We start from the raw sequence: 25,996 nt of genomic DNA, 5'->3' as shown, positions 1-25,996 counted from the left end.
ATGGTACTGCAGGGGGGACCCTGTGGGAGAGTAGGACGCCGCCGAACAATCATTCAAAGCCGCGGCCCCCAGCGATTCGCTGGGGGCTGCGGCTTTTTTGCGTTGTGCGCATGTGTGTACGACCGGCAGAACAGGGACTTCCGCCCAGACGCGGGGTGTCCCTGGATGCCGGACAATGGAGAAGGTGCACGGCCAGGAGGCCGGCGCCGAACCGCGCGAGGGCAGTGGTGCTGCCCGGGTCGCGGTGGAGATGAAGAAGCAGAAGGAGTCACCACGATGGCGAACCAGCCCCAGGACCGTCCCGAGCGTCGATCGGACGACGGCCGCGGCTACGAGCCCCGGTCCCGCGGGGGCTGGTCCAACGACCGTGGTCCGCGCCGTGACGACCGCGCCGGCCGCGACGACCGCGGCGGCGACCGTGGCGGGTTCCGTCGCGACGACCGCGGCGACCGCCCCACCGGCGGCGGCTACGGGCGCGACCGCGATGACCGCGGTGGCGACCGTGGCGGCTACCGCAGCGGCGGCGACCGTCCGTATGGCGGCGGTGGCGGCGGCGGTGGCTTCCGTCGCGATGACCGCGGTGACCGTCCGTCGGGTGGCGGCTTCGGCCGTGACCGTGACGACCGTCCGGGCGGCTTCCGCCGTGACGACCGCGGTGACCGCCCCACCGGCGGCGGGTTCCGTCGCGACGACCGTGGCGACCGTCCGTCGGGTGGCGGCTTCCGTCGCGACGACCGCCCCTCCGGCGGTGGCTTCGGCCGTGACCGCGATGACCGTCCGGGCGGATTCCGCCGTGACGACCGTGGCGACCGCCCCACCGGTGGTGGCTTCCGTCGTGACGACCGCGGCGACCGCCCCGCTGGTGGCGGCTTCCGCCGCGACGACCGTCCGGGCGGGTTCCGTCGGGACGACCGTGACGACCGTCCGCGTCGTGACGACCGCGGTGACCGTCCGTCGGGTGGCGGCTTCCGTCGCGACGACCGCCCCTCCGGCGGTGGCTTCGGCCGTGACCGCGATGACCGTCCGGGCGGATTCCGCCGTGACGACCGTGGCGACCGTCCCTCGGGCGGCGGCTTCGGCCGTGACCGTGACGACCGTCCGGGCGGATTCCGCCGTGACGACCGTGGCGACCGCCCCACCGGCGGCGGGTTCCGCCGGGACGACCGTGGTGACCGTCCCACCGGTGGTGGCTTCCGTCGCGACGACCGTCCCTCCGGCGGCGGCTTCGGCCGTGACCGCGACGACCGTCCGGGTGGGTTCCGCCGCGATGACCGTGGCGACCGTCCCACCGGTGGCGGCTTCCGTCGCGACGACCGTCCGGGCGGGTTCCGTCGGGACGACCGTGACGACCGTCCGCGTCGTGACGACCGCGGTGACCGTCCCTCGGGCGGCGGGTTCCGCCGTGACGACCGTGGCGGCGACCGCCCCTACGGCGGCGGTGGCTTCCGCCGCGACGACCGTCCGGGTGGGTTCCGTCGCGATGACCGTGACGACCGTGGTGGCGACCGTGGCGGCTTCCGCCGGGACGACCGCGGTGACCGCCCCTCCGGTGGTGGCTTCCGCCGCGACGACCGTGGCGACCGCCCGTCGGGCGGCTACGACCGTGGCGGCCGTGACGACCGCGGTGGGTACCGCGGCGGGCGCGACGACCGGGGCGGCTACCGCGGTGGCCGCGACGAGCGCGGCGGCCGGGACCAGGACGACCGCCGGGGCAACTACGAGCCGGTCAAGCGCCTGCCGATCCCGGAGGACGTCACCGGCTTCGAGATCGACGCGGACGTGCGCCAGGAGCTCAAGAGCCTGCCCAAGACGCTCGCCGACGATGTCGCCCGCAACCTGGTGATGGTCGCCCGCCTGCTCGACAGCGAGCCGGAGGAGGCCTACCAGTACTCCCGCGTCGCGCTGCGACTGGCCTCCCGCGTCGCCGCCGTCCGTGAGGCGGCCGGCTTCGCCTCGTACGTGACCCAGCGCTACTCGGAGGCCCTGACCGAGTTCCGCGCCGCCCGCCGGATGACCGGTCGTGCGGACCTGTGGCCGGTGATGGCCGACTGCGAGCGCGGCCTGGGCCGCCCGGAGCGGGCGCTGGCGATGGCCGGCGAGCCCGAGGTCAAGCAGCTGGACAAGGCCGGCCAGGTCGAGATGCGCCTGGTCGCGGCCGGTGCGCGGGCCGACATGGAGCAGTTCGACGCGGCCGTCGTCACCCTGCAGAGCCCCGAGCTGGCCTCGCCCGCCGTGCACCCGTGGACCGCGCGTCTGCGGTACGCCTACGCCGACGCGCTGATCGCGGCCGGCCGTGGCGACGAGGCCCGTGACTGGTTCGCCAAGGCCGTCGAGGCGGACACCGACGGCACGACCAACGCCGCCGAGCGCCTCGCCGAGATCGACGGTGTGGAGTTCGTCGACGCGCTCGACCCGGAGTTCGCCGAGGAGGAGGCCGAGCCGGCCGTCGCCGAGCCGGTCAAGCGCAAGGGCGGCGAGGCCTCGGACGAGCAGGTCATCTTCGAGGACGAGGAGGACGTCGAGGAGTTCTACGACGAGGACGACCTCGAGATCGACGACGAGTTCGACGGTGTGGTGCCGGAGCGCGCCGCCGACGCCGACAAGGACAAGTAGTCGGACAGGTAGTCGACGGGCCGCCGACGAACGGCGGCCGTGACGAGTGAGGCCCTGCCGCACCCCGGGAGATCCGGAGTGCGGCAGGGCCTCACTGCGTTTCGGGCCAGCGTGGCGGTGCGGCGACCGCGCCGGAGCGGGTCGGGGCCGCCGCGTCGTCAGCCCAGTTCGAGGTTGCGCAGCACCAGGCCGGTGGCCGGCTTCGGGCCGAAGGAGGTGGACTTGCGCGGCATCGTGACGCCCTGCTCGGCGAGCCGGCGGACCACGCTCTCCCGCACCGGGTGCAGCAGGACGGCCGTCCCGCCGGTGCGGGCGGCCTCGCGCTCGGCGGCGACGGCGGTGTGCAGGTAGCCGATGTCGTCGGGGCCGTCGGGGACCTGCCAGGTGTGGTCGAGCAGGGTGGCATGCAGGACGGTGGCGTCCAGGTGGCGCCACTCCTCGGGCTTGTCGCGCGGCACGGTGGCGTCCAGCAGGGCCTCGTCGGGGTCGCCGACGAGGTGGTAGACGCCGTCCCCGCCGGTGAGCAGGAAGCCGCTGCCGCCGTGCCGCTTCTGCTCGGCGAGTGCCTGCAGCGCGGTGTCCAGCGGGCCGGGGACCTCCTTGACCTGCCACTGGTCGCCGAGCCGTCGCAGGGCCTCGTCGAGCGGCAGGCGGTACAGCACGCGGTGGATGGCGCGCACCCGCAGCGGATAGCGGGCGGTGTCGACCAGCAGCACCAGGCCGCGGTCCCAGGGGCTGCGCGGCAGGTGCCGGTGTTCGCGCTGGAGCCGCAGGTACATCTCCCAGCGGTGGTGGCCGTCGGCGATGAGGGCGCGGCAGGTGGCCAGGTCGCGGGCGATCTCGGCGATCTCGGCGGGGTCGGTGACGGCCCACAGCCGGTGGTGGGTGCCGTCGGTGGTGGTCGTGGTGAGCAGCGGCTCGGCGCGGACGGCGCGTTCGACGACGTCGGACGCCCCGCCGCCGCCGCGGTAGGTGAGCAGCAGCGGTTCGAGGTTGGCCCGGGTGGTGCGCATCAGGCCGACCCGGTCGGCGACCGGCCGGGGCATCACGTCCTCGTGGGGGAGGACCACGCCGGCCTCGCTGCCGCTGACGGCGAGGGCGCCGATGAGTCCGCGCTGGAGCACCTCGGGGCTGTCGCCGGTGGCGGGCACGCGCTGCTCGTACACGTAGAGGGCCGGCTCGGGGTCGGCGGCCAGGACGCCCTCGCGCTGCCACTCGCGCAGCAGCCGGGCGGCATGCCGGTAGCGGGTGTCGCGGTCGGGGCGGTCGCCGGTGTCCTCGGGCTCGGGGCGCGGCAGGATCAGCCGGACGACGTTGTGCGGGTCGGCGGTCTCCAGATCGAGCCGCCGGCCGGGGTCGACGACGTCGTACGGGGGTGAGGTGACGGCGGCCAGGGCACCGACCCGGTCGGGGACGTACCTGAGGCCGCGGAACGGGGACAGGGACAGGCCTGCGGTGGCGACGTGCCCGGGATCGCCGGGGCCGCCCTGCGGAGACTCCACTCCGCTTTCTGCACTGGGTGTGCTCATTCTGGGCATCGTAACCGGGTACGCGTTGTTCAGAGATCGGAACACCCGTGCGGGACCGGTGGGCGGGTGTCGTGACCGAGGGCGAGGTTCGGGGTGGAGGAGCGTGACGAGAGGATGGACGACGGCGCTGGTGGCGGTGCGGGCACCGGGTCCGGCGGTGGTGGGCTGCCGGGGCAGCAGCGGCGGTCCGGCGAGCCGGCGGGCGATGTCTACGAGTGGTTCCGCCGGGGTGTGAAGCTGCTCGCGCAGGGTAATCCGGCGGCGGCCGAGCAGCTGCTGGCGCGGGCGGCGGCGGCCGAGCCGGCCTCGCGCAGCATCCGGGAGGCGCTGGCCCGGGCGCAGTTCGACGCGGGTGCGTACGCGGCGGCGCTGGAGAACTTCCGGGCCGTGGCGCTGGCCGATCCCTCGGACGACTACGCTCAGTTCGGGTGGGGTGTGGCGGCGGCCCGGCTGGGGGATTTCGAGACCTCCGCCGAGCACCTCGCGCTGGCCGTGGCGATGCGGCCGGAGATGGACCACTACCGGGCCGCGCTGCGGCAGACCCGGGCGACGCTGGCGGCCCGGGCCGGGGCGTTCGGCCCGCTGCTGCCGGGGGCGCCGGGGTACCTGGAGCCGCCGGCCGGGGAGGCGGGGCCCGGAACCGCGGGGGGCCCGGGAACCACGGCGGGTCCGGAGCCGACGGGTGATCGGGACCGGCAGGACGGCTGAGCCCGGTCGGCGGGCAACCGAGGCCCGACGAGCACCGGGAGCACCGGCGAGCGTGGAAGAGCGCCGACGGGCACCGACGAGCACGACTGACGCGATGAGTGAGGTAGAGCAGGCATGACCGAGACGGCCACCACCGTGCGACGGACCGCCCCGGGCGGCAGCGAGCTGCCGCTGACCGAGGCGTACGACACGGCGCTGCTGGACCTCGACGGCGTCGTGTACGCCGGGCCGCACGCGATCGAGTACGCCGTGGAGTCGCTCGACGCGGCCCGCGGGTCCGGGATGCGGCTGGCGTACGTGACCAACAACGCCTCCCGGCCGCCCCGGGTGGTCGCCGAGCACCTGACCGAGCTGGGGGTGCCGGCCGAGCCGGCGGACGTGATCAACTCCGCCCAGGCGGCAGCCCGGGTGCTCGCCGAGAAGCTGCCGGCCGGCTCGAAGGTGCTGGTGGTCGGCGGGCTGGGCCTGGAGGAGGCGCTGGCCGAGCGCGGCCTGGTCACCGTCCGGACGCTGGCCGAGGAGCCGCTGGCGGTGGTCCAGGGCTTCGACGCCTCGGTGGGCTGGCCGCAGCTGGCGGAGGCCTCGTACGCGGTGCAGGCCGGGCTGCCGTGGGTGGCGTCCAACACCGATGTGACGGTGCCGACGGCGCGCGGGATCGCGCCGGGCAACGGGATGCTGGTGGCGGCGGTGCGGGCGGCGACCGGGGTGGAGCCGGAGGTGGCGGGCAAGCCGCTGCCGCCGATGCACCGGGAGACGGTGCTGCGGACCGGCGCGAAGCGGCCGCTGGTGGTCGGCGACCGGCTGGACACCGACATCGAGGGCGCGTTCAACGGCGGGGTGGACAGCCTGCTGGTGTTCACCGGGGTGACCACGCCGGCGCAGTTGCTGGCGGCGCCGGCCGAGCACCGGCCGACGTACCTGGCGGCGGACCTGCGGGGGCTGCTGACCGCGCACGCGGCGGTGACGGCTGCGACGGGCGGCGGGTTCGGCTGCGGCGGGTTCGTCGCGGTGGCGCAGGACGGCGTGCTGCGGCTGGAGGGCGACGGCGCGGACCGCTGGGACGGGCTGCGGGCGCTCTGCGCGGCGGCGTGGACGGCGCTGGACGCGGACGGTGAGCCGGTGGACGGGCGGAAGGCGCTGGCCGAGCTGGGCTTCTGAGCGCGCGGGCGGCAGCGGGATCGGCGGCCGGGCGGGTGAGTCGTCCGGCCGTCGCCGTCCCGGGGCCGGGTCAGAGCAGGGTGCGCAGCCGCAGCAGGTCGCGGAAGCCGGCCTCCAGCCTGATCCGGCCGCCGGCCCAGGCGGAGGCGAAGTTGAGCCGCCCGCCGACCAGGGCCAGCAGGTCGTCGCTGCTCATGGTGAGCCGGAGGTCGGCCTTCTCGGCCGGGCCGCCGGGGCGCTGCTCGATGTCCTGGATGCTGCCGGCGCGCAGCCGCCCGGTGAAGGTCAGGTCGAGGTCGGTGATCCGGCAGCTGAGCGAGCGGTCCAGAGCGGCGGCCTTGCGGGCGTCACCGGTGGCCTTGGCGAGGTTGTGGCTGAGCTGCTGCAGTGCCTCGCGGCACTCCTCGGCGTTGGCCATGGCGGCGGATTTCCTCCCCGGACGGGCCGCCGCGCCCCGGCGGGCCGGCCGGGCCCGGCGACAGGACCTGACGGGCCACGGTACCGCAGGAGGGTTTTGGCGGTAGCGTCGTCCGTGGGATGCCCGGATTCGTCCGGGCACCGGGACGACGGCGCGATGCGCGCAGGCGAATGGGAGGCACCCGGATGCTGCCGAAGACGGTACGAGGAGCGGTGGCGGCCGCGGCCGTACTGGTGGAGGAGGTCGGCAAGCGGGTCGTCGGGACGGCGGCCGGCCTGCTGGAGAAGGGCGGGATCGATGTCGCGGAGGTGGAGCGCCGGCTGGGCGGGCAGTTCCCCCCGTCGGCGCAGTCGCTGCAGACTCTCGCCGACGAGGCGCTGACCGCCGGCCGGGCCGGGGTGGACATGGCGGTCGGGGTGGCGCGCGGCGAGGTCGAGAAGGTCTTCGAGAAGGTCGGCGACCAGGTGACCAAGGTGGGCGTGGTGCTGGCCTACCTGGAGAGCAAGCTGCGCGAGGTCGAGGACGAGGAGGCGCAGGCGGAGCGCGCCGGGTTCGCCCCGGCCGCGCCGGCGCCCCGGGCGGGCGGGCTGTTCGAGGACGGCTGGGAGCAGGAGACCAAGGGTTCGGCGGAGGCCGAGCGGATAGCGGTGGACGAGCCGGTGGAGGTCGACCCGCCGGTGCCGCCGAACGGGACGGCGGTGGCGGCTCCGGCTCCGGCCACGGCTCCGGCCCCCGAGAATCCGGCCCCCGAGAAGAAGGCGGCGGTGCGCAAGCCCGCCGCCGCCAAGAAGACCGCGGCCGCCGGGAAGCCCGCCGCCAAGAAGACGGCGGTGAAGAAGACGGCCGTCAAGAAGACCTCGACCGCGAAGGGGACGGCGAGCGGGCGGAAGGCGACCGAGGCCGGGCCGGACCAGCCGCCCGCCAAGCGGACCGCCACCCGGAAGACCACTGTGCGCCGGACCAGCACCACGAAGAAGCCCGATGCCTGAGCCGGAGGGCCGCCCCGGGCCCGCCCCCGTCCCTCTGACGGGTGAGCCCTCGCCGCTCGGCGTCGAGCTGACGCCCACCGGGCACCCGGCCGTGGACGCCGGGCTGGCCCGGCTGGCGGCGCTGGACGGGGTGCCGACGGACGCGCACCTCCCGGTGTACGAAGATGTCCATCAGCGGCTCGCCGACACGCTGGCCGCGCTCGACCGGGACTGACCGGGGCGAGCGGGAACCACCGTAGGAGCTGAAACACCAGTGGCAGTGGCACGACGCCGACTCGACGCGGAGCTGGTCCGCCGCAAGCTGGCCCGGTCGCGGGAGCACGCCTCCGAGCTGATCGCGGCCGGCCGGGTGACGGTCGGCGGGACCACCGCGACCAAGCCGGCCACCCAGGTGGAGACCGCGGCGGCGGTCGTGGTGGCCAAGGACGAGAACGACCCCGACTACGTCTCGCGCGGCGGCCACAAGCTCGCCGGGGCGTTCGCGGCGTTCGTGCCGCAGGGCCTGGTCGTCGAGGGGCGCCGGGCGCTGGACGCGGGCGCCTCCACCGGCGGGTTCACGGACGTGCTGCTGCGGGCGGGCGCCGCCCACGTGCTGGCGGTGGACGTCGGCTACGGGCAGCTGGCCTGGTCGCTGCAGAGCGACGAGCGGGTCACCGTGATGGACCGCACCAACGTCCGGGAGCTGACCCCGGAGATGATCGGCGGCACGCCGGTCGACCTGGTGGTCGGGGACCTGTCGTTCATCTCGCTGGGGCTGGTGCTGCCCGCGCTGGCCGGCTGCGCCGCCGCGGACGCGGACCTGGTGCTGATGGTCAAGCCGCAGTTCGAGATCGGCAAGGACCGCCTGGGCAGCGGCGGGGTGGTCCGCAGCCCGCAGCTGCGCGCCGAGATGGTGCGCCAGGTGGCCGGACAGGCGTGGGAGCTCGGGTTGGGCGTGCGGGCGGTCACCGCGAGCCCGCTGCCCGGGCCGTCCGGAAATGTCGAGTACTTCCTCTGGATGCGCCGGGACGCGCCCGCGCTGGACCCCGCCGAGGCGGACCGGGCCGTCGCCGAGGGGCCCCGATAGGGTGCTCTGCGGACGTCCGGTCCGGCATGCTGGTTGGCGCGGCCGTACCGGGCCGACGACGACCCGGCCGGCGTAGGGAGAGGGCAGCGGGCATGAGTGGTGAACGTACGGTCTTCCTGATCGCGCACACGGGCCGCGAGGCGGCGCTGCGCAGTGTCGAGGGACTGGTGCACGGCCTGCTGAAGGCGGGGATCCGGATCAGACTGCTGGCCGCGGAGGCGGTCGACCTGGACCTGCCGGACGGCGTGGAGACGGTGGCCGGGGGGCCCGGCGCGGCGGACGGCTGCGAGCTGATCCTGGTCGCGGGCGGGGACGGGACGCTGCTGCGCGGAGCCGAACTGGCCCGCGAGCACGGACTGCCGATGCTCGGCATCAACCTGGGCCGGGTCGGGTTCCTGGCCGAGGCCGAGCGGGACGACCTGGCGGTGGTGGTCGAGCGGGTGGTCGAGGCCGACTACGAGGTCGAGGAGCGGATGACCCTCGACGTGATCGTCCGGACCAACGGCGACGTGGTGCACCACGACTGGGCGTTGAACGAGGCCTCGATCGAGAAGGCGGCCCGGGAGCGGATGCTGGAGGTGGTGACCGAGGTGGACGGCCGCCCGGTCTCCAACTTCGGCTGCGACGGCGTGGTGTGCGCGACGCCGACCGGTTCGACGGCGTACGCCTTCTCCGGTGGCGGGCCGGTGGTCTGGCCGGAGGTGGAGGCGCTGCTGATGGTGCCGATCAGCGCGCACGCGCTGTTCGCCCGTCCGCTGGTGACCTCGCCGGACTCGGTGCTGGCGGTGGAGGTGCAGCCGAAGACCCCGCACGGGGTGCTCTGGTGCGACGGCCGGCGCTCGGTCGAACTGCCGGCCGGGGCGCGGGTGGAGGTACGCCGGGGGCAGACGCCGGTGCGGCTGGCCCGGCTGCACCGGGCGCCGTTCACCGACCGGCTGGTGGCCAAGTTCGCGCTGCCGGTGACCGGTTGGCGCGGTCGGGCGGACACCCACTGAGGTAGGTGCGCGGTCCGGCGGACCCCGTCGGGTCCGCCGGACCGTCGGACCGTCAGACCGCGAGCGGCTGGTGGTCCTCGGAGCCCCGCCACCCGCCGTCGTCCTCGGCCCGGGCGGCGGTCTCCGCCAGCCGGCGCACCGCGTCCGGCACGGCCGGGGCGGGCACGGTGAGCGGGATCCGGATGTGGTGCTCGAAGGCGCCGTCGGAGCCGAACCGGTTGCCGGCCGCGAGCCGGACCCCGGCGCGCTCGCCGGCCCGGGCCAGCGCCGCGCCCGACACCCCGCCGGTGGCGACCCAGAGGCAGAGCCCGCCCGGCGGCACGGCGAAGCTCCAGTGCGGCAGCTGCTCGCGGAGCGTCGCGGTGAACGCCCCGGCGGTGTCCCGCAGCCGGGTCAGCTGGTGCTCGCGGACGGCCGGCAGGTCGGCGGTCAGCAGCTCGGCGGCGATCAGCTGCTCCAGCACGGGGGCGCCGACGTCGCTGTAGACCCGGGTGGTGGCCAGCCGGCGGACGAGCGCGGGCGCGGCGCGCACCCAGCCGATCCGCAGGCCGCCCCAGAGCAGCTTCCCGGCCGAGCCGACGGTGACCACCTGGGCGGCGCGGTCCAGCGCGGCGGTGGGGCGGGGGAGCGGCGTGCCCTCGGGCACGCCCCAGCCGAGTTCGGCGGTCGTCTCGTCGACCAGGACGACGGTGCCGGCGGACCGGGCGGCGGCGAGCAGTTCGCGCCGCTGTTCCTCGTCGATCAGCGCGCCGGTCGGGTTGTGGAAGTCGGGGATCACGTAGGCGGCCTTCGGCGCGGCCCCGCTCAGCACCCGCCGCCACTGCGGCAGGTCCCAGGCGGCCGTGCCCCCGCGGCCCGGCGCCTCGGCCAGCGGGACGGGGACCAGCCGGGCCTCGGTGAGCCGCAGGGCCTGGAGGGTGTGGGCGTAGCTGGGGGCGTCGACGGCGACCCGGTCGCCGCGGCTGAGCAGGGCCTGCCGGACGAGGTGCAGGGCGCCCATCGCGCCGATGGTGATCAGGATCTGGTCCGGGGTGGTCGGCAGGCCGCGCTCGGTGAAGCGGCGGGCCACCGCCTCGCGCAGCACCGGGACGCCGGTCGGGTAGTGGCCGTGCCCGGCGGCGTACGCGGGCAACTGCTCGACGGCGCGGGCGGCCGCTGCGGAGAGGAAGGGCTGCGGGGCGGGCAGGGCGGCGACGCCGAGGTCCAGGACGTGGCCCTGCTCGTCCGGCGGGACGGGGTGCAGGGCGTCGCTGGGCGGGGCGGAGCCCTCGGGCAGGGCGGTCCAGCTGCCGGAGCCGCGCCGGCTGTGCAGGTAGCCCTCGGTCCGCAGGGCCTCGTAGGCGGTGGCGACGGTGGTGCGGCTGAGCCCCAGGGCCAGGGCGAGCTCGCGCTCGGCGGGCAGCCGGGCGCCGACCGGCAGCCGGCCCTCGGAGACCAGCAGCCGGATCCGGGCGGCGAGCGTGCGGTAGGCGGGGCGGCGGGCGGTGCCGGGCGGTTCGGGGAGCCGTGCGGTGGCGAGCAGCCGGGCGAGCGCCGGGGGAGTGACGGTGGTCTGCCAGTCGGCCAAGGTGATCAGTCCACTTGCTCGTGATTGGCCCTGTCGTGAGCCCTGTTGGCTTGGCCATCATGGCAGGGCGGCCGTCGAGTCCGCCACCGTCGGGCCCCTCGCCGGCGGTGCAGCACCACCTGCCCGGAGAATCCATGGCCACCACGAGCACCCTCCCGTCCACCTCCGCCGACACCCCCGCGCGGCCCGGCCCCCTCGTCCGGCTGCTGGGCGACACCCACGCCCTGGGCCGCCGCCTGCCGCAGCTCTTCGTCGGCCTCGCCCTCTACGGCGTCAGCATGGGCCTGATGCTGCGCTCCGGCCTCGGGCTCGACCCCTGGGACGTGTTCCACCAGGGCCTCCAGGGCAGCTTCGGCCTCTCGGTGGGCGCCTGGGTGACCATCTGCGGCGCGCTGGTGCTGCTGCTCTGGATACCGCTGCGCCAGCTGCCCGGCGTCGGCACCGTCGCCAACGTCCTGGTGATCGGCGCCGCGATGGACGTCACCCTGCGGTTCGTCGGCTCGCCCGGGCCGCTCGCCGGCCGGATCGCCCTGATGGTCGCCGCGATCGTGCTCAACGGTCTGGCCACCGGGCTCTACATCGGCGCCCGGCTCGGCCCCGGGCCGCGGGACGGGCTGATGACCGGCCTGCACCGGCGCACCGGCCGTTCGCTGCGGCTGATCCGTACCGGGATCGAGCTGACCGTGCTGGCCGTGGGCGTCCTGCTCGGCGGCACGGCCGGGGTCGGCACCGTCGCGTACGCGCTGGCGATCGGCCCGCTCGCGCAGTTCTTCCTGCCCTGGTGCACGGTGCCCACCGCCGAGCAGGCCGCGCAGGCCGCCGCGCCGGCCGGGAAAGCCGGGAAGGCCGGACGGGTCGAGTAGCGGGTGGGCCGGATCGGCCGGGTGCGAAGGGACGGTCCAGCGCCCGGCCCGACGGGCTCGGAAACGCCCGGAAGGGATGAACTTCGGGGCGCGGAGTTGCCGCGCGTCGTTGCCGCTCGTCGCGCGGCGGGGGCGGAACCTCGTAAGGTCGTCTCCGTGTTGGACGAGATGCGGATACGGGATCTTGGGGTCATCGACGACGCGGTTGTCGAACTCGCCCCCGGCTTCACTGCGGTGACCGGCGAGACCGGAGCCGGCAAGACCATGGTGGTGACCAGCCTCGGCCTGCTGCTCGGCGGCCGCGCCGACCCCGGGCTGGTGCGCAACGGCAGCGACCGCGCGGTGGTCGAGGGCCGCCTCCAACTGCCCCCCGGCTCGCCGGTGGCCGCGCGGGCCGTCGAGGCCGGCGCCGAGCTCGACGACGGCGCCCTGCTGATCAGCCGGACCGTCTCCGCCGAGGGCCGCTCCCGCGCCCACGTCGGCGGCCGGTCCGTCCCGGTCGGCCTGCTCACCGAGCTCGGCGAGGACCTCATCGCCGTGCACGGCCAGACCGACCAGCAGCGGCTGCTGCGCCCGGCCCGCCAGCGCGGCGCCCTCGACCGGTACGCGGGCGAGTCCGTCGCCGAGCCGCTGGCCCGCTACCGCGAGGTCCACCGGCGGCTGCGCGAGGTCTCCGCGACCCTGGAGGAGCTGACCACCCGGGCCCGCGAGCGCGCCCAGGAGGCCGACCTGCTGCGCTTCGGCCTCGACGAGGTGGCCGCCGCCGAGCCGGTGGCCGGCGAGGACGAGGAGTTGTCCGCCGAGGCCGAGCGGCTCGGCCACGCCGACGCGCTCTCCTCCGCCGCGACCCTCGCGCACGCCGCGCTGGCCGGCGACCCGGCCGACCCTGAGGCGCTGGACGCGGGCACCCTGCTCGCCCAGGCCCGCCGCGCGCTGGACGCCGTCCGCCACCACGACGAGCGGCTGGCCGGCCTCGCCGACCGGCTCAACGAGGTCGGCTACCTGCTCGCCGACGTGGCCGGCGACCTGGCCGGCTACGCCGACGACCTGGACGCCGACCCGGTCCGCCTCGCCGCCGTCGAGGACCGCCGGGCCGTGCTGGCCCAGCTGCTGCGCAAGTACGGCGGCCCGGAGAACGCGCTGGCCGAGGTGATCGCCTGGGCCGAGGACGCCGCCGCGCGGCTCGCCGAACTCGACGGCGACGACGACCGGATCGACGAGCTCGGCGCCCTGGAGACGGCGCTCCGCGCCGACCTGGCCGAGCTCGCGGTCGAGGTCTCGGCCGCCCGGCAGGCCGCCGCCGGGCGCTTCGCGGAGGCCGTCTCCGCCGAACTCGCCGAGCTGGCCATGCCGCACGCCCGGGTCACCTTCTCGCTCAGCCGGGTCGACGACCTCTCGGGGATCGAGATCGAGGGCCGGACCGTCGCGTACGGTCCGCACGGCGTGGACGAGGTCGAGGTGCTGCTCGCCCCGCACCCCGGCGCCCAGCCCCGGCCGATCGCCAAGGGCGCCTCGGGCGGTGAGCTGTCCCGGGTGATGCTCGCCGTCGAGGTGGTCTTCGCCGGCGCCGACCCCGTCCCCACCTATCTCTTCGACGAGGTGGACGCGGGCGTGGGCGGCAAGGCCGCGGTCGAGATCGGCCGCCGGCTCGCCAAGCTGGCCGAGAGCGCCCAGGTCGTCGTGGTCACCCACCTGCCGCAGGTGGCCGCCTTCGCCGACCGCCACCTGGTGGTCGAGAAGACCAACGACGGCACCGTGACCCGCAGCGGCGTCAAGGTGCTGAACGACGAGGAGCGGGTGCGCGAGCTCTCCCGGATGCTGGCCGGCCTGGAGGACTCCGAGCTCGGCCGGGCGCACGCGGAGGAGTTGCTCGCCGCGGCCCGCGCCCCCCGCCACCGCTGACGCCGGGCGGCCCTCACGGACCGGCCACGACGCGCCCCGCCGGGGGCGCCGACTGTCCAAGAGGGCCGCCGACCTGGCATGGTGGCGGCTGGACACTGGCCCTTCCTGTCCCGAGCGCCGCCGGCGGGAAACCCCCGACCGGGGCGCGCGTAGCTGATCGAGTCGGATGCGAGACGACGTGGACCATTCCGCCGCCCGGGCTGCCGCGGCCACCCCCGAACCGGGGCAGCTGCACGTGGTGTTCGTCCTGGCCGCCAGTAGCGGCGGCATCGGTGCGCACGTGCGCTCCCTGGCACAGGGCCTGGTCGCGCACGGAGTGACCGTCACGGTGTGCGCCCCCGCCGGTACTGACGCGCTGTTCGGCTTCTCCCGCACCGGCGCGCGGTTCCACCTGGTCGACATCACCCCCACCGCGGGCGCCCGCAGCGACGCCACCGCGATCGGCGAGCTGCGCCGCGCCTTCACCGGCGCCGACGTGGTGCACGCCCACGGCCTGCGCGCGGCCCTGCTGTCCGACCTCGCGCTGCGCACCGCCGGCCGCTTCCCCGGCCTGCGCCCGGAGACGCCGCTGGTGGTGACCTCGCACCACGCGCTGCTCGCGACCGGCATGGAGCGCCGCCTCCAGCGGCTGATGGAGCGCCGGGTGGCGCGGGCCGCCGACCTCGTCCTCGGCGCCTCCTCCGACCTGGTGGCCCGGGCCCGCGAACTCGGCGCCACCGACGCCCGGCTCGGCCCGGTCGCGGCCCCGCCGATGCCCGAGCGGCGGCTGGCGCGGGCGGAGGCCAGGGCGGCGCTGCTCGGCGACGGACCGGACCGCCCGCTGGTCCTCGCGGTCGGCCGGGTCGTCCCGCAGAAGGCCTTCGGGCTGCTGCTGGACGCGACCCGCGAGCTGGCCGCCCTGGACCCGGAGCCGCTGCTGCTGCTCGCCGGGGACGGCCCGGAGGCCGCCGGGCTGCGCGAGCGGGTGGCCGCCGAGAAGCTGCCGGCGCGGCTGCTCGGCTACCGCACCGATGTGCCCGACCTGCTGGCCGCCGCCGACGTGCTGGTGGTCTCCAGCCGCTGGGAGGCCCGCTCCCTGGTGGTCCAGGAGGCGATGCGGGCCGGCGTCCCGGTGGTCGCCACGGCCGTCGGCGGCATCCCCGAACTGGTCGGCGACGCCGCCGTGCTGGTGCCGCCCGGGGACGCGGCTGCGCTCGGCGGGGCGGTGCGCGCGCTGCTGGCCGACCCGGAGCGCCGCGAGCGCCTGGTGGCGGCCGGCCGGCAGCAGGCGCAGACCTGGCCGGACGAGGCCGCCACCGTCGCCCAGGTCCTCAGCACCTACGACGAACTGGTGCAGCGCGACCGGTGAACGCGACGGTGGCGGCGGGTCAGACGGTGGCCTGTTCGCCGGTCCGCTCGACCGCCGGGCCGTCCGGCTGGGCCGACAGGTAGGCGCCGCCGCAGGCGGTCAGCCGCAGCGCGGTGTCGATCAGCGGGACGTGGCTGAACGCCTGCGGGAAGTTGCCGACCTGGCGCTTGAGCCGCGGGTCCCACTCCTCGGCGAGCAGCCCGAGGTCGTTGCGCAGCGACAGCAGCCGGTCGAACAGCTCCCGCGCCTCCTGCACCCGGCCGATCATCGCGAGGTCGTCGGCCAGCCAGAACGAGCAGGCCAGGAAGGCGCCCTCGTGGCCGGAGAGGCCATCGACATTGTTACCGCTCTCATCGTGGGTCGGATAACGCAGCACGAAGCCGTCCTCGGTGGACAGTTCGCGCTGGATCGCCTCGATCGTGCCGATGACGCGCTTGTCGTCCGGCGGCAGGAAGCCGACCTGCGGGATCAGCAGCAGCGAGGCGTCCAGCTCCTTGCCGCCGTAGTACTGGGTGAAGGTGTTGCGGCCCGGGTCGTAGCCCTTCTCGCAGACGTCCCGGTGGATGGTGTCGCGCAGCTCCCGCCAGCGCTCCAGGTGGCCGCCGGACGGGGCGTCCTCGGGGGTCTGCTCCAGCAGCTTGATGGTGCGGTCGACCGCCACCCAGGCCATCACCTTGGAGTGGACGAAGTGCCGGCGCGGACCGCGCACCTCCCAGATGCCCTCGTCCGGCTCCTGCCAGTGCTCCTCCAGGTACTCGATGAGCCGCAGCTGGAGGTGGTGGGCGTGGTCGTTGCGGACCAGGCCGGTCATGTGGGCCAGGTGCAGCGCCTCGACGACCTCGCCGTAGACGTCCAGCTGGAGCTGGCCGGCCGCGCCGTTGCCGACCCGCACCGGCTGGGAGCCCTCGTAGCCGGGCAGCCAGTCCAGCGAGGACTCGGTGAGCTCGCGCTCGCCGGCGATGCCGTACATGATCTGCAGGTTCTCCGGGTCGCCGGCCACCGCCCGCAGCAGCCACTCGCGCCAGGCCCGGGCCTCGTCGCGGTAGCCGGTGCGCAGCAGGGAGGAGAGGGTGATCGCGGCGTCCCGGAGCCAGGTGTAGCGGTAGTCCCAGTTGCGCTCACCGCCGATGTCCTCGGGCAGCGAGGTGGTGGGAGCGGCGACGATGCCGCCGGTGGGGGCGTAGGTGAGGCCCTTGAGGGTGATCAGCGAGCGGACCACGGCCTCCCGGTAGGGCCCCTGGTAGGTGCACTGGCCGACCCACTCGTGCCAGAAGTCCGCGGTGGCGTCGAGCAGCACCTCGGCCTCCGGGGCGGTCGGCGGCTCCAGGTGGGAGGCCTGCCAGGTGAGCGCGAAGGCGATCCGCTCACCGGCCCGCACGGTGAAGTCGGCGTAGGTGGTCAGGTTGCGGCCGTAGGTGTCGGCCTCGCCGTCCAGCCAGACCGAGTCGGGGCCGGCCACGGCGACGGTGCGGTGGCCGCCGTCGGGCTGCTCCACCCGGTGCACCCAGGGGACGATCCGGCCGTAGCTGAACCGCATCCGCAGGGCCGAGCGCATCCGCACGGTGCCGGCCACGCCCTCGACGATCCGGATCACCTGGGGGACGGCGTCCTTCCCGGCCAGCGGGCGGGGCGGCATGAAGTCGATCACCCGGACGGTGCCGCCCTGGGCGTCCCACTCCTGTTCCAGGATCAGCGAGTCGCCCCGGTAGCGGCGGCGGTCGGCGGGTACGGCGGGGGCGGCGGCGGTCGGCGGCGGGACCCGCAGGTCGCCGGTGTCGGCGAGCAGCAGGCGCGCGGCGGCGGCAGAGGCGTCGGCCGGTGCATCGGCCGGGTCGGCGGGCGCGGCGGCCGGGTGGGGCAGTGCGGTGGCCACCGCCTCGGCGGGGCCGATCCGCCAGAAGCCGTGTTCGTCGGTGCCGAGCAGGCCGGCGAAGACCGCCGGCGAGTCGAACCGGGGCAGGCAGAGCCAGTCCACCGCTCCGTCCCTGCTGACGAGGGCCGCGGTCTGCATGTCCCCGATAAGTGCGTAGTCCTCGATACGGCCGGCCACGTGATCTCCAAGTTCGCAATGTGGTCACGACGCATCGGCGATCCGAGGGGGAGCAGCGGGACCGCGGGACCGGGGGCCACCCCGGGACGTCCGGCCTCCGCGGGGTGGTGGGGGCTTTGCCGGAGTGTCCACGAGGGCTCGGTCGAGCCTCTGGGTGGGTGGGAGGAGCGGGAATACGGGGAGGTCCGGTCGCGCATCGGGGACCGAGAGGTTCCTGACCCTCCCACGCCCTCCGCGTGCTCGTGTTGTCGGCGATGCGTCCGAGCAGCTTACGACGGACGAAAGGGGCGAAGCACGCGGGCGCAGCGCGATGTGGCGCCGCATTTCGGCGGAAATACCGCGCATCGTGGGAGTGGCGGCCAGGATGGCTCGGAAGGATCAGCTCCGGATGGCCTGAACCGGGGATCCGGGGATGGCCCGGCCGAGCCGGTCCGGACCACCGGGAGGTGGCCCGGACGGGCCGGTGGTGCGGCGGGTGGGACGGCTGCGCCGGAAGGTGCGCCGTGGGTGCGCCTGGCGTACGCCCCCGGAGCGCCCCCTCCGGTCCCCGACCGCCACCGGGCCGTCCGCGGCCCGGCCGACGGCGGGGCGGAACGCGTCCGGGCCGGGTCACTGATACCCTGGTATCCCGTGGACCGGTGGGATCAAACGCCCCGGACCGACCGGACCGACGACCCTCAGGGCGCCGTGCGCAGCACCGCTCTCGTCGTCGCAACGGCAGCCGCGAGCCTCCCACCACGTCACCTTCGACTCGCGACCCACGGGAGCCCCCTCTTGGCACAGCCCCATTCCGGCAAGGCATCGAACGGCCGCGCCGTGACGACCAAGCACCTCTTCGTCACCGGGGGTGTCGCCTCGTCGCTCGGCAAGGGCCTCACCGCCTCCAGCCTCGGTGCCCTGCTCAAGGCCCGCGGCCTGCGTGTCACGATGCAGAAGCTCGACCCGTACCTCAACGTGGACCCGGGCACCATGAACCCGTTCCAGCACGGTGAGGTCTTCGTCACCGACGACGGCGCCGAGACCGACCTCGACATCGGCCACTACGAGCGGTTCCTCGACACCAACCTGCACGGCTCGGCCAACGTCACCACCGGCCAGGTGTACTCGACCGTCATCGCCAAGGAGCGCCGCGGCGAGTACCTCGGCGACACCGTCCAGGTCATCCCGCACATCACCAACGAGATCAAGTCCCGGATCCGCCGGATGGCGACCGAGGACGTCGACGTGGTGATCACCGAGGTCGGCGGCACCGTCGGCGACATCGAGTCGCTGCCCTTCCTGGAGGCCGTCCGCCAGGTCCGCCACGAGGTCGGCCGGGACAACGTCTTCTTCGTCCACGTCTCCCTGCTCCCCTACATCGGCCCCTCCGGCGAGCTGAAGACCAAGCCGACCCAGCACTCCGTCGCCGCGCTGCGCAACATCGGCATCCAGCCGGACGCGGTCGTGCTGCGCGCCGACCGCGAGGTCCCGCAGGCGATCAAGCGCAAGATCTCGCTGATGTGCGACGTCGACGAGGAGGCCGTGGTCGCCGCGATCGACGCCAAGTCGATCTACGACATCCCCAAGGTGCTGCACGGCGAGGGCCTGGACGCCTATGTCGTCCGCCGTCTGGACCTGCCGTTCCGCGACGTGGACTGGACCACCTGGGACGACCTGCTGCGCCGCGTCCACGAGCCGCAGCACATCGTCAAGGTCGCCCTGGTCGGCAAGTACATCGACCTGCCGGACGCCTACCTGTCGGTGACCGAGGCGCTGCGCGCCGGCGGCTTCGCCAACAACGCCCGGGTCGAGATCAAGTGGGTCACCTCCGACGACTGCGAGACCCCCGAGGGCGCGCAGGAGCAGCTCGGCGACGTCGACGCGATCTGCATCCCCGGCGGCTTCGGCGACCGCGGCGTCAACGGCAAGGTCGGCGCGATCACCTACGCCCGCGAGAACCGGATCCCGCTGCTGGGCCTCTGCCTGGGCCTGCAGTGCGTGGTCATCGAGGCCGCCCGCAACCTGGCCGGCCTGCCCGAGGCCAACTCGACCGAGTTCGACGCCGCCGCCAAGCACCCGGTCGTCTCCACCATGGCCGAGCAGCTGGCCATCGTCGACGGCAAGGGCGACCTGGGCGGCACCATGCGCCTGGGCCTCTACCCGGCCAAGCTCGCCGAGGGCTCGATCGTCCGCGAGGTCTACGGCGGCGAGCAGTACGTCGAGGAGCGCCACCGCCACCGCTACGAGGTCAACAACGCCTACCGGGCGGACCTCGAGAAGACCGGCCTGCGGTTCTCCGGCCTCTCCCCGAAGGGTGACCTGGTCGAGTACGTCGAGTACCCGCGCGAGGTGCACCCCTACCTGGTGGCCACCCAGGCCCACCCGGAGCTGAAGTCCCGGCCGACCCGCCCGCACCCGCTCTTCGCGGGTCTGGTGAAGGCCGCGATCGAGATCAAGACGGCCCCGGCGGACGCCCAGTAGCCCCGGCCCGTTGCCCGAACGGCGGCCCCGCGATTCCTGCGGGGCCGCCGTTCGGCGTTAGATTGTGTCGTACTGACGAAAAGGGGAGAGCGTGATGGACGACCGCAGCACCGTCGATGTCGCCGACGTGGCGGAGGAGTGGGAGATCCGGGGGAGCAGCACCCCCTTCCAGGGCCGGGTCACCGGGGTGCGCACCGAGGAGGTCCGGATGCCCGACGGCAGCTGGGCCCGCCGCGACTACCAGACCCACCCCGGCTCGGTCTCCGTCCTCGCCCTGGACGACCGGCAGCGGGTGCTGATCCTGCGCCAGTACCGCCACCCCGTCCGCCAGCGCCTCTGGGAGCTCCCGGCCGGGCTGCTCGATGTACCCGGCGAGAACCCGCTGCACGCCGCGCAGCGCGAGCTGTACGAGGAGGCCCACTGCAAGGCCGGCAGCTGGCGGGTGCTGGTCGACTTCTACACCTCGCCCGGTGGCACCGACGAGGCGCTGCGGCTCTTCCTCGCCACCGACCTCGCCGAGGCGGAGGGGGAGCGGTACGAGGCGCACGGCGAGGAGCTGGAGCTGGAGTCCGCCCGGGTGCCGGTAGAGGAGCTGATCCGGCTGATCCACGCGGGGGAGCTGCACAACCCCACCCTGATCACCGGCACCCTGGCGGTCCACGCGGCGCTGCACGGGCCGGGCGGGCTGGACGCCCTGCGGCCGGCCGACGCACCCTGGCCGGCGAGGCCCTTTATTTAGGCTCGGCTCGCCTCCGGGGCGCTTTGACCCGGCGCCGACGGTCGGCGCTCCAACGCCGCTCCTTCGTCGCGTCGTCCTCGCTTCTCCCTTTCGGCACCGGCGCGCCCCTTCGGCTCGCTCGCGGTCGTGCCTGGTGGGGGTCACGGCGGGTAGGTGGGGGCTCGGGCTCGGGGCCACGGCGTCTGGGTCGGGGCTCGGGGCAGGGGGTCCTGCGGGCGGGGTTTCGGCCGGGGGGGTGATTTACCGGTTCGTACGACCGGATGTCACCTCGGTCGGGGCGGACGGCCGAACTACGCTTCGCAGACGGGGCGTCCGTCGCGGGCGGCCTCCGGTGAGCGCTGGGTGACGTCGGGAGTGCACGGGTGGCGAGGAAGACGGCGACCATGGAGGCCGGGACCGGCGCGCCCGCCGAGCGTGTTCCCGGGCTGGACCGGCTGCCCGCCGGCCCCGCCCTGTTCGTCGGCCGGCGCACCGAACTGTCCGCGCTCCGGGCCGCCGCCGCGCGTCCGGCCGAGGGCCGCAGCCCGGTGCTGGTGCTGGCCGGGCGGCCCGGCTCGGGCCGTACCGCGCTGGCCGTCCGGTTCGCCGTCACCGTCGCCGCCCAGTACCCCGACGGTGTGCTGTTCGCCCGGCTGTCCGCCCCCGACGGCGGCCGGGTGCCGCCCGCCCGGGCCGCCCGCCGGCTGCTGGAGCAGTTCGGCGCGGACACCGCCGGCGTCCCGCTGCCCGGCGCCGTCGAGGACGGCCGGGACGACCCGGCGTGCGTCGCGCTGCGCGGGGCGCTGGCCGGGCGGCGGGTGCTGCTGCTGCTGGACGACGTCCGCGACGCCGGGCAGCTGTGGCCGCTGCTCGCGGACGAGCCCGGCTGCCTGGTGCTCGCCACCACGGCCGGGCCGCTCACCGGGATCGAGGGCATCGACCCGGTCATCCTCGGCGGACTGGACCGGCCGGCGGCGGTCGAGCTGCTCGGCGACCTGGTCGGCGGGACCCGGATCGGCTGCGACCCGGTGGGCGGGGCGGACCTCGCGGAGGCCTGCGGCTCCCAGCCGGCGGCGCTGCGGCTGATGGCCGGCCGGCTGCGCGGCAAGCCCGAGCTGGCGGTGACGGAGGCGGCGAAGGAGCTGGTGCGGGCCGTCGCCGAGGCGGGGGCGGGGAAGGATGCGAAGGGCCCGACGGCACCGCCGGAGGGTACGGAGAAGAGCAAGGACAGCAAGGACAGCAAGGAGAGCAGGGAGAAGGGGGAGAAGGGGAAGCGGCAGGCCGTGGCGGTGCCGCCGGTGGAGCCGGTCCGTGACCCGGCGGCCTGGGTGCGTCCCGGGCCGGAGCCCGCCGAGCCCGTCCCGGTGCCCGACAGCGACCCGCTGGTCGGCGCCTTCACCCTGGCCTACGCCGGTCTCACCGCCGGGCAGGCCCGGATGCTGCGGGCGCTGACCCTGGCCCCCGCCCAGTGCGCCGACCCGCGGACCGCCTCCGCGCTGGTCGGCTGCCCGGCGCCGGAGGCCGCCGCGACGCTGGCCGCGCTCGCCGAGCGGGAGCTGCTCGCCGGGGAGCCGCCGGCCGCCGACGGCACCGCCCGCTACCGCGTCCCGGGCCGGCTCCACCCCCGGCTGGTCCGGCTGCGCGAGCGGGAGGACCGGCCCGCCGAGGTCGAGCTGGCCCGGGCCCGGCTGCTGGAGCGGCTGGTGCGGCTCACCGAGTCCGCCCGGGCGCTGCTCGACCCGACGGACGCTCCCGGCTCCGATCCGCTGCCCGCGCCGCTGCGGCTGAAGTCCGCCGCGCACGCCCGGGAGTGGCTGCTCGGCGAGCGGGACCAGCTGCTCGGCGCGGTCGGCGACGCGATCGGCCAGGGCGATCTCGACGGCTCGGCCGGCCGCCTGGTCACCGCGCTGCTCCGGGCCCTGCCGCTGACCGGCGCCGCCGCTCCGGCCGACCTCTACCAGTTGCACGAGCTGGTGCTGACGGTGGCCGAGCGCAACGGCCGGCCGCGCCGGGCCTCCGCCGCCCTGCTCAACCTGGGCGACCTCCAGGCCGCGGCCGGCCGCTGGGAGCAGGCCTCCGGGCACTACCGGGCGGCCCTGGAGCACGCCCGGTCGGCCGACGACGAGGCGCTCTGTGCCCGCGCGCTGGAGGGCGCGGCGGGCTGCCACCGGGCGCTCGGCGACGCCGTGCGCGCCGCCGATTGGTACGGCCGGGCGCTGGGTGTCCGGCAGTCGATGGGGGACCAGGCCGCCGAGGCCCGGCTGCTCGCCCGGGTGGCCGAGGCGCACGCGGCCCAGCGCCGGTTCGACGAGGCCGAGCGGGAGTACCGGGCGTCCCTCGCGGTGCTGCGCCGGATCGGCGACGAGCACGGCCGGGAGGCCGTCGGCACGGCCCTCGCCGAACTGCGGGAGCGGCTCGCCGCCGGGTGGTAGGGGGGATTTCGGGAGTATTGTCGAAGATGCCCGGTCGGCACGGCTTTGGCAGGAAGATCGCGATGGAAGCCTACGAACCTGCCAATGTGTCCGGCGGATTTATTCACTTTGGAAGGCTGACAGGCCGCCTGGGCTTCATTACACTCGAACCTAGTCGCGCAGCGATCCGTGCCCCGGTGCCATCCGGAGGCTTCCCCCCGTGCGCGCCGCCCGCCGGTCTTCTCCGGTAGGGACCCCCATGGCAAGAGGACGTGTTTAGCCGTGAAGGTCGGCATCCCCCGCGAGGTCAAGAACCACGAGTACCGCGTGGCCATCACGCCCGCCGGCGTGCATGAGCTGGTCCGCAACGGACACGAGGTCTACATCGAGGACAACGCCGGTGTCGGCTCCTCGATCCCGAACGAGGAGTACGTGGCCGCCGGCGCCACCATCCTCCCCACCGCCGACGAGGTGTGGGCCACCGCCGACCTGCTGCTGAAGGTCAAGGAGCCCATCGCGCAGGAGTACCACCGCCTGCGCAAGGGCCAGACCCTCTTCACCTACCTCCACCTGGCGGCCGACCGCGCCGGTACCGACGCGCTGGTCGCCTCCGGCACCACCGCCATCGCGTACGAGACCGTGCAGCTCGCCAACGGCGCCCTGCCGCTGCTCGCCCCGATGTCCGAGGTCGCGGGCCGGCTGGCCCCGCAGGTCGGCTCGTACCACCTGATGCGTCCGGCCGGTGGCCGCGGCACCCTCCCCGGCGGCGTTCCCGGCACCCACCCGGCCAAGGCCGTCGTCATCGGCGGCGGCGTCTCCGGCTGGCACGCGGCCACCATCGCCATCGGCATGGGCTACGAGGTGACCCTGCTCGACCGCGACATCAACAAGCTGCGCGAGGCCGACAAGATCTTCGGTACGAAGATCAAGGCCATCATGTCCAACTCCTTCGAGCTGGAGAAGGCCGTCATCGAGGCCGACCTGGTCATCGGCGCCGTGCTGATCCCGGGCGCCAAGGCCCCGAAGCTCGTCACCAACGAGCTGGTCTCCCGGATGAAGCCGGGCTCCGTGCTCGTCGACATCGCCATCGACCAGGGCGGCTGCTTCGAGGACTCGCACCCGACCACGCACGCCGAGCCGACCTTCCAGGTCCACAACTCGGTCTTCTACTGCGTGGCCAACATGCCGGGCGCCGTCCCGAACACCTCCACCTACGCGCTGACCAACGCGACGCTGCCGTACGTCGTCGAGCTGGCCAACCGCGGCTGGAAGGACGCGCTGCGCCGCGACGCCGCGCTCGCCAAGGGTCTGAACGTCCACGAGGGCCAGATCACCTTCGGCGCCGTCGCCGAGGCCTTCGGCCTGGAGTCGGTCTCCCTGGAGTCCGTGCTCGCCTGAGCATGATCCGCGTCGCCCCCGCTCCGAAATTCTCGGGCCGGGGGCTTCGCCGTGCCCGCGAACGGGGTTACGCTGCGTCCCCGCGCGCGGTGTGAACGCGGGGTGAACCCCGTGATGACATCGGGGGCGGAGTGGGTGGGTCGCTCTGTCGTCAATTTCTGTGGGTCGTATCACCCGACCGCAGAAACGTTAGGGTCAAGGGCCCTCACATCCCTTGACAGAGGGTTGCCCGATAGTCGACACATCCTGCCCACTACCGTGGATTGTGTTGCTGCGAACGCCTTGAACGGCCTAGAGTCGCAAACCGTCGGCATGCTGCCACGCTGACGAATCGACATAGAGTCCTGGATGCCCAAGGAGGTAAGACGACTTGTGAATGAGTCGACATTTGCTCCCGGGGGTGGTCAGCCAGGGCTGGCGGAGCACACCGCCGGCCAGCCGAGTGTGGAGTCCGGGGCCAGGCAGCCCTCCGTGGGCTCGGCCGAGGTCGGCTCGGTCGCTCTCCGTACTTTCGAAGCACGCCAGAACACGGCACAGGTGACCACGGTGACCGACTACGACGCCGAACTGCCGGCCCACGGCCTGGCCTACGGCGAGTTCGCCTACGGCGCCTACGACGACCCCGACGCCGAGTACGAGCCGGACCCGGAGTACGCGGCCACGCTCGCCCCCGACGCCGCGCGGCAGCGCCGCGAGCGGATCGGCCCGACCGGGCGCCCGCAGCCGTACTTCCCGATCCCCGCGCCGGTGGCCGAGCACGGCCCCGCGCAGATCATCGCGATGTGCAACCAGAAGGGCGGCGTCGGCAAGACCACGTCGACCATCAACCTGGGTGCCGCGCTCGCCGAGTACGGCCGCCGCGTGCTGCTCGTCGACTTCGACCCGCAGGGCGCCCTCTCCGTCGGACTCGGCGTCAACCCGATGGAACTCGACGTCACGGTCTACAACCTGCTGATGGAGCGCGGGCTGACGGCCGACGAGGTGCTGCTGAAGACGGCCGTGCCGGGCATGGACCTGCTGCCGTCCAACATCGACCTCTCCGCCGCCGAGGTGCAGCTGGTCAGCGAGGTGGCCCGGGAGTCCGCGCTGGCGCGCGCCCTGAAGCCGCTGCTGCCCGACTACGACTTCGTCATCATCGACTGCCAGCCCTCGCTGGGCCTGCTGACGGTCAATGCGCTGACGGCCGCTCACAGCGTCATCGTGCCGCTGGAGTGCGAGTTCTTCGCGCTGCGCGGTGTCGCGCTGCTCACCGAGACCATCGAGAAGGTCTGCGAGCGGCTCAACCCCGAGCTGCGCCTGGACGGCATCCTCGCCACCATGTACGACTCGCGCACCGTGCACAGCCGTGAGGTGCTGGCGCGCGTCGTCGAGGCGTTCGGCGACCACGTCTTCCACACCGTCATCGGGCGGACCGTGCGCTTCCCGGAGACCACCGTCGCCGGCGAGCCGATCACGACGTACGCGACCAATTCGGTCGGTGCCGCCGCCTACCGCCAGCTCGCCAGGGAGGTGCTCGACCGGTGCCGCCCCGCCGAGTGAGTCTCCCGGGTGCCGACGAGCTGTTCCGAACCACGGGTGGGATGGCGCTGTCGCCGTCCCTCGCGTCGCGTTCGGCCGCCGAGGCGCCCAGACCGGAGACCCCCAGGGCGGTCAACGGCTCCACTGACGCGGACGGCGCCGAGGGCGTCGACGGCACCGCCGCGGCCGGCGGCTTCGGCCCGGCCGACGGCGAGGGGCCGGAGCGCGCCGGCGAGCCGGCGGGGAGCCGGCGGACGGCGGGTGCGCCGGGCGCGGCCGTGCCCG

Annotated in this window: 19 protein-coding genes and 1 pseudogene; 16 read left to right on the top strand and 4 right to left on the bottom strand. The window is 74.8% G+C overall.

Going from position 1 to position 25,996, the window contains the following annotated elements; translation table 11 throughout:
* Positions 1-1,734: 1,734 nt before the first annotated feature.
* Positions 1,735-2,613, top strand: coding sequence for a tetratricopeptide repeat protein (locus tag ACFP3U_RS34535; protein ID WP_380229722.1), 879 nt, complete (start codon positions 1,735-1,737; stop codon positions 2,611-2,613).
* Between the two features lie 158 nt (positions 2,614-2,771).
* On the opposite strand, the gene ACFP3U_RS34530 is transcribed toward ACFP3U_RS34535, so the two are convergent.
* Positions 2,772-4,142, bottom strand: coding sequence for a DUF1015 family protein (locus ACFP3U_RS34530; RefSeq protein ID WP_380229719.1), 1,371 nt, complete (start codon positions 4,140-4,142; stop codon positions 2,772-2,774).
* Positions 4,143-4,256: 114 nt separating this feature from the next.
* On the opposite strand from ACFP3U_RS34530, the gene ACFP3U_RS34525 reads away from it, so the two are divergent.
* Both ACFP3U_RS34525 and ACFP3U_RS34520 read left to right on the top strand, forming a co-directional pair.
* Positions 4,257-4,850 (top strand): tetratricopeptide repeat protein, encoded by a 594-nt coding sequence (locus tag ACFP3U_RS34525; protein WP_380229718.1) that lies wholly within the window; start codon positions 4,257-4,259, stop codon positions 4,848-4,850.
* Positions 4,851-4,964: 114 nt separating this feature from the next.
* Entirely contained in the window at positions 4,965-6,008 is a 1,044-nt protein-coding gene (locus ACFP3U_RS34520; protein WP_380229717.1) for an HAD-IIA family hydrolase, read from the top strand.
* A gap of 70 nt (positions 6,009-6,078) precedes the next feature.
* Here ACFP3U_RS34520 and ACFP3U_RS34515 read toward each other — a convergent pair whose 3' ends face one another.
* Positions 6,079-6,426 (bottom strand): alkyl sulfatase C-terminal domain-containing protein, encoded by a 348-nt coding sequence (locus ACFP3U_RS34515; RefSeq protein ID WP_380229716.1) that lies wholly within the window; start codon positions 6,424-6,426, stop codon positions 6,079-6,081.
* Positions 6,427-6,611: 185 nt separating this feature from the next.
* Here ACFP3U_RS34515 and ACFP3U_RS34510 point away from each other — a divergent pair, with 185 nt between their 5' ends.
* The 4 genes from ACFP3U_RS34510 (at position 6,612) to ACFP3U_RS34495 (ending at position 9,476) form a co-directional block, all read left to right on the top strand.
* Positions 6,612-7,415, top strand: coding sequence for a hypothetical protein (locus ACFP3U_RS34510; protein WP_380229715.1), 804 nt, complete (start codon positions 6,612-6,614; stop codon positions 7,413-7,415).
* Entirely contained in the window at positions 7,408-7,629 is a 222-nt protein-coding gene (locus ACFP3U_RS34505) for a hypothetical protein (protein WP_380229714.1), read from the top strand. The genes ACFP3U_RS34510 and ACFP3U_RS34505 overlap by 8 nt, the downstream gene beginning before the upstream one ends.
* A 45-nt stretch (positions 7,630-7,674) precedes the next feature.
* Positions 7,675-8,481 (top strand): TlyA family RNA methyltransferase, encoded by an 807-nt coding sequence (locus ACFP3U_RS34500; protein ID WP_380229721.1) that lies wholly within the window; start codon positions 7,675-7,677, stop codon positions 8,479-8,481.
* 92 nt (positions 8,482-8,573) lie between these two features.
* Complete coding sequence (locus ACFP3U_RS34495; RefSeq protein WP_380229713.1) at positions 8,574-9,476, top strand: NAD kinase; 903 nt, start codon at positions 8,574-8,576, stop codon at positions 9,474-9,476.
* 52 nt (positions 9,477-9,528) lie between these two features.
* Here ACFP3U_RS34495 and yczR read toward each other — a convergent pair whose 3' ends face one another.
* Positions 9,529-11,043: a MocR-like transcription factor YczR gene (gene yczR, locus ACFP3U_RS34490; protein ID WP_380229712.1), complete on the bottom strand. Its 1,515-nt coding sequence runs from the start codon at positions 11,041-11,043 to the stop codon at positions 9,529-9,531.
* A gap of 134 nt (positions 11,044-11,177) precedes the next feature.
* Between yczR and yczE the strand changes: the two genes are divergently transcribed.
* The 3 genes from yczE (at position 11,178) to ACFP3U_RS34475 (ending at position 15,156) form a co-directional block, all read left to right on the top strand.
* Positions 11,178-11,906, top strand: a complete 729-nt coding sequence (gene yczE, locus ACFP3U_RS34485; protein ID WP_380229711.1) for a membrane protein YczE — start codon at positions 11,178-11,180, stop codon at positions 11,904-11,906.
* A 168-nt stretch (positions 11,907-12,074) separates the two neighbouring features.
* Positions 12,075-13,808: a DNA repair protein RecN gene (recN, locus tag ACFP3U_RS34480; RefSeq protein WP_380229720.1), complete on the top strand. Its 1,734-nt coding sequence runs from the start codon at positions 12,075-12,077 to the stop codon at positions 13,806-13,808.
* A gap of 166 nt (positions 13,809-13,974) precedes the next feature.
* Positions 13,975-15,156, top strand: coding sequence for a glycosyltransferase family 4 protein (locus ACFP3U_RS34475; RefSeq protein ID WP_380229710.1), 1,182 nt, complete (start codon positions 13,975-13,977; stop codon positions 15,154-15,156).
* Positions 15,157-15,175: 19 nt separating this feature from the next.
* On the opposite strand, the gene ACFP3U_RS34470 is transcribed toward ACFP3U_RS34475, so the two are convergent.
* Entirely contained in the window at positions 15,176-17,206 is a 2,031-nt protein-coding gene (locus ACFP3U_RS34470) for a glycoside hydrolase family 15 protein (RefSeq protein WP_380229709.1), read from the bottom strand.
* Positions 17,207-17,980: 774 nt separating this feature from the next.
* Between ACFP3U_RS34470 and ACFP3U_RS34465 the strand changes: the two genes are divergently transcribed.
* The 6 genes and pseudogenes from ACFP3U_RS34465 to ACFP3U_RS34440 all read left to right on the top strand — a co-directional run.
* Positions 17,981-19,666 (top strand): CTP synthase, encoded by a 1,686-nt coding sequence (locus ACFP3U_RS34465; protein ID WP_380229708.1) that lies wholly within the window; start codon positions 17,981-17,983, stop codon positions 19,664-19,666.
* Between the two features lie 94 nt (positions 19,667-19,760).
* Positions 19,761-20,405, top strand: coding sequence for an NUDIX domain-containing protein (locus ACFP3U_RS34460; protein ID WP_380229707.1), 645 nt, complete (start codon positions 19,761-19,763; stop codon positions 20,403-20,405).
* Positions 20,406-20,767: 362 nt separating this feature from the next.
* The gene (locus tag ACFP3U_RS34455) at positions 20,768-22,816 is read left to right on the top strand and encodes a tetratricopeptide repeat protein (RefSeq protein ID WP_380229706.1); all 2,049 of its coding nucleotides are present in this window, start codon (positions 20,768-20,770) and stop codon (positions 22,814-22,816) included.
* A 261-nt stretch (positions 22,817-23,077) separates the two neighbouring features.
* On the top strand, positions 23,078-24,193 hold the full coding sequence (gene ald / locus ACFP3U_RS34450; protein WP_380229705.1) for an alanine dehydrogenase: 1,116 nt from the start codon (positions 23,078-23,080) through the stop codon (positions 24,191-24,193).
* A 471-nt stretch (positions 24,194-24,664) separates the two neighbouring features.
* Complete coding sequence (locus ACFP3U_RS34445; protein ID WP_380229704.1) at positions 24,665-25,732, top strand: ParA family protein; 1,068 nt, start codon at positions 24,665-24,667, stop codon at positions 25,730-25,732.
* A gap of 41 nt (positions 25,733-25,773) precedes the next feature.
* Positions 25,774-25,996 (top strand): annotated as a pseudogene (locus ACFP3U_RS34440) (hypothetical protein); the annotation flags it as partial.

The sequence above is a fragment of the Kitasatospora misakiensis genome (genome assembly GCF_042656005.1).
Classification (GTDB): domain Bacteria; phylum Actinomycetota; class Actinomycetes; order Streptomycetales; family Streptomycetaceae; genus Kitasatospora; species Kitasatospora misakiensis.
This window is presented reverse-complemented; position numbering and strand designations above follow the sequence as displayed.